The 6,557-nt window shown below is 74.6% G+C and carries 4 protein-coding genes; 1 reads left to right on the top strand and 3 read right to left on the bottom strand.

Annotated features, from left to right (window positions below; translation table 11 throughout):
* Positions 1-119: 119 nt before the first annotated feature.
* Genes B4M60_RS12835 through B4M60_RS12825 form a run of 3 tightly spaced genes read right to left on the bottom strand, consistent with a single transcriptional unit; the run spans position 120 to position 2,568 of the window.
* Positions 120-1,121 (bottom strand): acyl-CoA dehydrogenase family protein, encoded by a 1,002-nt coding sequence (locus tag B4M60_RS12835; protein ID WP_291084637.1) that lies wholly within the window; start codon positions 1,119-1,121, stop codon positions 120-122.
* A complete protein-coding gene (locus B4M60_RS12830) occupies positions 1,118-1,819 on the bottom strand; it encodes a glycosyltransferase (RefSeq protein ID WP_291084634.1) in 702 nt (233 codons plus the stop codon). Before B4M60_RS12830 ends, B4M60_RS12835 begins: the two co-directional genes overlap by 4 nt.
* Positions 1,820-1,872: 53 nt before the next feature.
* Positions 1,873-2,568, bottom strand: coding sequence for a vitamin K epoxide reductase family protein (locus B4M60_RS12825; RefSeq protein WP_291084631.1), 696 nt, complete (start codon positions 2,566-2,568; stop codon positions 1,873-1,875).
* 126 nt (positions 2,569-2,694) lie between these two features.
* Between B4M60_RS12825 and mfd the strand changes: the two genes are divergently transcribed.
* Positions 2,695-6,357 (top strand): transcription-repair coupling factor, encoded by a 3,663-nt coding sequence (gene mfd, locus B4M60_RS12820; RefSeq protein WP_291084628.1) that lies wholly within the window; start codon positions 2,695-2,697, stop codon positions 6,355-6,357.
* Positions 6,358-6,557 lie beyond the last annotated feature (200 nt).

Below are 6,557 nucleotides of genomic sequence, written 5' to 3'. Positions count from 1 at the left end.
CCCAGTCGACGGCGGGGGTGCCGCGGTCGCCGGGGCCGATCCCGGCCCAGCCGGCGGGATCGCGCACCGGCCCAGCAGTCGAGGGCCCAGCACCCGAGGACCCTGCGTCGGCGGGCCCATCAACCACGGGCCCAGCCCCCGTGCGTCCGGGCCGTGCGGCCGAGGCCGGCCAGGTCGCGTTCGGCGTGGAACTGCCGGATGTACACGCTCGCGTCGAGCACGGCCTGCGCGTGGCGCGGGTCCATCGCGAGTGGCCCGGCGCCCAGGGCCCGGCCGACCCGGCGGACGGTGTCGTCGACCGCGGCCTCCACGATCGCCCGGACGCGGACCGCGCGGTGGCGGGCGGCGACGAGCCCGGCGTCGGCGTCGGCCGGGGAGGCGGCCCCGGCCCCGGCCCCGTCGACCTCGCGGGCGGCCGCGTCGAGCGCCCACACCGCCCCGCCCAGGGCCGCGTCGACCGCGCCCAGGTGGGCCAGCGCGTGCTCGTCGGCGTCGGGGCGGCTCGCGCGGGCCACGAGCGGCCGGGCCACGGCCACCCCGGCCCCCAGCCAGCACGCCGCCACCCCGATCCCCCCGTGCCAGAACCCGGGCCGGTCCAGGTAGGAGCGCCGGTCACCGACCGTGCGCGCCGGGACGTCGCGGAACTCGACGGCCGTGGTGCCGGTCTGCGCCATCCCCGGGTGCGCCCAGCCGTCCGGCCGGGCGGAGACCCCGGGGTGCCGCAGGTCCACGGCGAACAGGCGCGGCTCGTCGTCGTCCAACGCCGTGACCAGCGCGTGCGTGCACACGGTCGCGCCGGAGCACCAGGCCTTGACCCCGTCGAGCACCCACCCGTCCCCGGCCCGCCGCGCGATGAGCACCGGCATCGGCGGCTCGGCGGCCCACACGCCCCAGAACTCGCCGGGCCCGACCCGGGTCCCCTCCACCTCGGCGAGGATCGCGTCGGCGTCGGCGTGCGCCTCGACCAGCCGGCCGGCCGAGACGTCCTGGGCGCACATCGCGGTGAGCTCGGTCCAGCGGGCGCGGGTGTCCCCGTGGGCGGGCAGGGGCAGGTCGGCGCGGCCGGTGCGGACCCACTCGCGGGCGAGGGCGGCGCCGCGGGGGCGGTCGGATGAGTTCATGGGGTGACCCCGTTCCAGGTGTGGTCCAACTCGGTGGTGGCCAGGTGCCCCGAGAATCCGCCCGGGGTGCGGGAGTGCCGGCGGGCGGAGGTGGTGACCGGCGCGGCGGTGGACCACTCGACGGCCAGGCCGGCGCGCTCGGCGCGCTGCACCAGGCGGACATCCTCGTGGACCGGCAGGGGCTCGAAGCCGCCCAGGTCGCGGTAGGCGCGGGCGGAGATGCCGATGTTGGCGCCGTGGATGTGGCGGTGGTCGGCGCCGGAGCGGTAGCCCTCGAGGTACCGCGTCCGCGTGGCCGGGTTCCAGTCGGACCAGTCGGTCACCTCGACCAGCCCGGCCACCACGTCGGCGCCGTCGAGCGCCAGGGCCAGCTGGTCGACCAGCCACGTGCGGGGCACGCGCGAGTCGGCGTCGGTGGTGGCGTACCAGCGTTGCCCGAACTGCGTGGGGCCGGGCCGGGGGAGGGTGTCGAACCCCAGGGCCCGCGCGGCGCCGACGTTGCGCGCGTCGCTCCGCACGATCCGGGCCCGGCCGCGGGCGACGTCCTCGGTGGCGTCGGTGCAGGAGTCGAGCACCACGGTCACCGTCACCGGCACGGGCGTGGCCTCCGCGCACACGTCCAGCGAGTCCAGGCACCCGGCGATCAGGTCCTGCTCGTCGTGGGCGGGGATCACCACGTCGATTCCCACGAAGCGCATCCGACCCCTTTCAGCTCACGCGGCTGCGGTCCGGCCGTCGGGCGTCGCCCGCTCTAGAGGTTGCCGAAGAAGTCCGCCCAGTAGAAGTCCCAGAACGCCCACAGGATGACCGCGCCCACCGACAGATACCACACCACAACCGGCACGAGATGCCACCGCTGGAGCGCCCGGACCCACCCGGCACCGGTGAGTTTGGCCAGCACGTGCAGCAGCGTGTACCAGAACAGGGGGATGGTCACGGCCCACACGACCATGCACCACGGGCACAGCACCTGGATGGAGAAGATCGACTGGAACGCCAGCCAGTGGACGAACCCGGCACCGAACGTCAGGCCGAGCAGCGCGCCCACCCAGTACCAGCGCGGGAAGCGCACCCCGGAGGCCGCGGCCACGCCGATCGCCAGGATGATCGCGAATCCGATCAGTCCCATGAACGGGTTGGGGAACCCGAACGCCACTCCCTGCTCGGAGCTGATGACGCTCTTGCAGCTCATGAGGATGGAGAAGTTGCACGCCGGGGTGTACTCGGGGTTCTCCAGGATGCGGATCTTGTCCAGGCTGAGCTGGAACGAGGCGAGCAGCCCCACCGCCGAGCCCAGGGTCAGCAGGACGCCCATCCAGCGGTCGGTGAACACGCGCGAGCCGATGCCGCCGCGCTCGACCTCGTCCGGACCGGCGGGGGCGATCGTCACCGGGACGGCGGGGTCGCGGGCGGGGTCGACGGGCTCGGCGTCTGTGGTCTGGCGCATGCGCACAGGCTACCGTCGCGGGAGCGCCACTAGACTGGGGGACCGCCGGCGGCCGGACGTGCCGCCGCCGCCACTCCCGCACCGCCAGACCCGCCCCACCCGTTCCCGATCCGGAGACCCCCACGCGTGAGCACCCCTGCCGCCAGCCCCACCACCGCAGCCCTGTCCGGCCTGGCCGGCGCGGTGATCGCCAACCCGGCCCTGGCCGACCTGCGCGGGGGCCTGGACCGGGACGCCGCGGTGGTCCGCTCGCCCGAGGCGCTGCGGCCGTTCCTGGTGGCGGCGCTGGCGCAGCGCGCACCGCTGCTGGTGGTGACCGCCACCGAGCGCGAGTGCGAGGAGCTGGCCGACGAGCTGTCCGGGCTGTGTGACGACGAGGTGGCGCAGTTCCCCAGCTGGGAGACGTTGCCGCACGAGCGTCTGTCGCCCGCGGCCGACACGATCGGTCGCCGGCTGGAGGTCCTCAGCTCGGTGATGGCGGGTCGGGCCCCGAGGATCGTCGTGGCGGCGGCGCGGTCGGTGGTGCAGCCGATCTCCCCCGGGGCGGCCCGCCGGGAGCCGGTGCGGCTGGCCACGGGCGCCGCTCTGGACCCGGCCGAGCTCCTGGCGACCCTCACCGAGTTCGCCTACAACCGCGAGGACATGGTGTCCCGGCGCGGGGACGTGGCGGCGCGCGGCGGGATCGTGGACGTCTTCCCGACCACCGCCGACCACCCGCTGCGGATCGAGTTCGACGGCGACCAGATCGCCGAGATCCGCGAGTTCGCGGTGGCCGACCAGCGCTCGCTCCCCGACGGCGAGGTGGCGTCCACGGTCGTCTACCCGTGCCGGGAGCTGCTGCTCGGCGAGGAGGTCCGCGCCCGCGCCCGGGAGCTCGCCGCCACGCACCGGGGGAACCCGACGCTGGCCGAGCTGCTGGACTCGCTGGCCGAGGGCATCCCCCGGGACGGCATGGAGGCGCTGACCTCGGTGCTCGTGCCGGAGGAGATGGCCACGCTGCCCATGCTCATGCCCGCCGGCACCCGCGTGGTGGTGCTGGACCCGGACAAGGTCCGCCGCCGCGCGGCCGACCTGGCCACCGCGGGCCGGGAGTTCCTCGAGGCGTCGTGGACCGCGGCCACCATGGGCGGCGACGCCCCCGTGGACAGCGAGACGCTGGACCTCTCCGGCTCCGGCTACCGCACGTTCTCGGCCGTCCGCTCCGAGGCCACCGACGCCGGGCGGTCGTGGTGGCAGCTGGTCCCCCCCGGCTTCCTCACCGACCCCGAGGACGGCGCGGTGGTGACCGTGGCCGCCGGCGACCCGCCCGCCCCGCGCGGCAGGGACTCGGAGATGGAGGCCATGTTCTCCCGGCTGCGCGCGCTGGTGGCCGGCGGCGGCCGGGCCGCGGTGGTGGTCCCGGGCCACGGCACCGTCGCGCGCGTGCTGGAACGCCTGTCCGAGGCGGAGGTCCCCGCCGCGGCCGCGCGGGCGGGATCGGAACCCGGTCCGGGTGTGGTGTCGGTGTACGAGGCGGTCCTGCACGGCGGGTTCGCGCTCTCCACGGACGCCGGGGCGGGGGACGGCGCCCTCGTCGTCGTCTCCGAGACCGACCTCACCGGCAACCGACTCGGCGCCACCACACGCCCCAAGGCGCGGCACTCCAAGCGCCGCAACCAGGTGGACCCGCTCGCGCTCAAGGCCGGCGACCCGGTGGTCCACGACCAGCACGGCATCGGGCGGTTCGTGGAGATGGTCGAGCGGCAGGTCCGCGGCGGCGACGGCTCCTCCCGGCGCGAATACGTGGTGATCGAGTACGCCCCCGGCAAGCGCGGCGGGGCGGGCGACCGGCTGTACGTGCCCATGGAGTCGCTGGGCCAGCTCAGCCGCTACGTGGGCGGCGAGGCGCCCACGCTGAGCAAGATGGGCGGCGCCGACTGGCAGAACACCAAGCGCAAGGCCCGCAAGGCGGTCCGCGAGATCGCCACCGAGCTGGTGCAGCTCTACGCCAAGCGGCAGTCCGCGCCCGGTCACGCCTTCGGCCCCGACACCCCCTGGCAGCGCGAGATGGAGGACGCGTTCCCGTTCACCGAGACCGTGGACCAGCTCACCGCGATCGAGGAGGTCAAGGCAGACATGGAGAAGACCGCCCCCATGGACCGCGTGGTGGTGGGCGACGTGGGCTACGGCAAGACCGAGGTGGCGGTGCGCGCGGCGTTCAAGGCCGTGCAGGACGGCACGCAGGTGGCGGTGCTGGTGCCCACCACGCTGCTCGCGCAGCAGCACCTGGCCACCTTCACCGAGCGCATGACCGGGTTCCCCGTGACCATCAAGGGGCTCAGCCGCTTCACCTCGGACGCCGAGGCCAAGGAGGTCCTCAAGGGCCTGGCCGAGGGCACGGTGGACGTGGTGATCGGCACCCACCGGCTGCTGGCCACCGGGGTGCGGTGGCGCAAGCTCGGCCTGGTGATCGTGGACGAGGAGCAGCGCTTCGGCGTGGAGCACAAGGAGCACATCACCTCCCTGCGCACCCACGTGGACGTGCTCACCATGTCCGCCACGCCGATCCCGCGGACGCTGGAGATGTCGCTGGCCGGGATCCGCGAGATGAGCCAGATCCTCACCCCGCCCGAGGAGCGGTTGCCCGTGCTCACCTACGTGGGCGCGCACTCGGACAAGACCGTCGCCGCCGCCATCCGGCGCGAGCTGCTGCGCGAGGGACAGGTGTTCTACGTCCACAACCGGGTGCGGACCATCGACGCCGCCGCCGCCCGGATCCGCGACCTGGTGCCCGAGGCGCGCGTGGTGGTGGCGCACGGGCAGATGGGGGAGGAGCAGCTCGAGCAGACCGTGGGCGGCTTCTGGAACCGCGACTACGACGTGCTGGTGTGCACGACCATCGTCGAGACCGGGCTGGACATCTCCAACGCCAACACGCTCATCGTGGACCGCTCCGACCAGCTGGGGCTGTCGCAGATGCACCAGCTCCGCGGGCGCGTGGGCCGCTCGCGCGAGCGCGGCTACGCCTACTTCCTCCACGACCCGGAGAAGACGCTCACCGAGACCGCCTACGACCGGCTGGCCACCATCGCGCAGAACAACGACCTGGGCGCCGGCATGGCGGTGGCCATGAAGGACCTCGAGCTGCGCGGCGCGGGCAACGTCCTGGGCGCCGAGCAGTCGGGGCACATCGCGGGCGTCGGCTTTGACCTCTACATCCGTCTGGTGGGCGAGGCGGTCGAGGCGTACCGCTCGGTCGCCGACGGCAAGACCGTCGAGGTGGAGGAGGAGCTGGGCGAGATCCGCATCGAGCTGCCGGTCGACGCCTACATCCCGGTCGAGTACGTCGACGGCGACCGCCTACGCCTGGAGGCCTACCGCAAGCTCTCGCAGGCGCGGGTGCCGGGCGACATCGACTCGGTGGTGGAGGAGCTGATCGACCGCTACGGGCCCCTGCCCGTGGAGGCCCGCCGCGTGGTGTCCGTGGCGCGGCTGCGGCTGGTGGCGCAGAAGTACCGCGTGCGCGAGATCGTGCTGGCCGGCTCGCGGCTGCGCGTGGGCCCGCTGGACCTGCTGGACTCGCAGCAGATCCGCCTCAAGCGCATGTACCCGGCCGCGCAGTACCGGGCCACCCAGAAGACCGTGCTGTTGCCGCTGCCCAAGGCCGCCGGCGCGCGCGCCGGCGCGGGCGGGGAGAAGGCGCGCGACGACGAGATGTTGCAGTACGCCGCCGATTTCCTCACCGCGATGGCAGGCGACCCGGAGGGCTCGCACCCGGTGATCCAGCCGGAGACGGCGGCCGCGCGATGAGAGCCGCGCGATGAGAGCCCCGCGATGAGGGCCCCGCGATGACCGGGGACGGGGAGCGGCTGCCGGCGCACGGCCCCGCGCCCCGCCCCGCGCCACGCCCCGCGCCCCGCCCCGCGCCCCGCCGAGAAGAGGATTTCGTGCACGGCTACTCGGCGGATACGAGCGAAATCCTCTTCTCGGCGGGGGCGGAGGACGACGGT

The sequence above is a fragment of the Dietzia sp. UBA5065 genome (genome assembly GCA_002415925.1).
Lineage (GTDB): Bacteria > Actinomycetota > Actinomycetes > Mycobacteriales > Mycobacteriaceae > Dietzia.
The sequence above is the reverse complement of the archived record's forward strand: the minus strand, read 5'-3'. Positions and strand labels throughout refer to the sequence as shown.

Bases quoted from the DNA above. Each gene is read 5' to 3' on its own strand.
- B4M60_RS12835 (WP_291084637.1), bottom strand. From the start codon at position 1,121: ATGAACTCATCCGACCGCCCCCGCGGCGCCGCCCTCGCCCGCGAGTGG.
- B4M60_RS12830 (WP_291084634.1), bottom strand. From the start codon at position 1,819: ATGCGCTTCGTGGGAATCGACGTGGTGATCCCCGCCCACGACGAGCAG.
- B4M60_RS12825 (WP_291084631.1), bottom strand. From the start codon at position 2,568: ATGCGCCAGACCACAGACGCCGAGCCCGTCGACCCCGCCCGCGACCCC.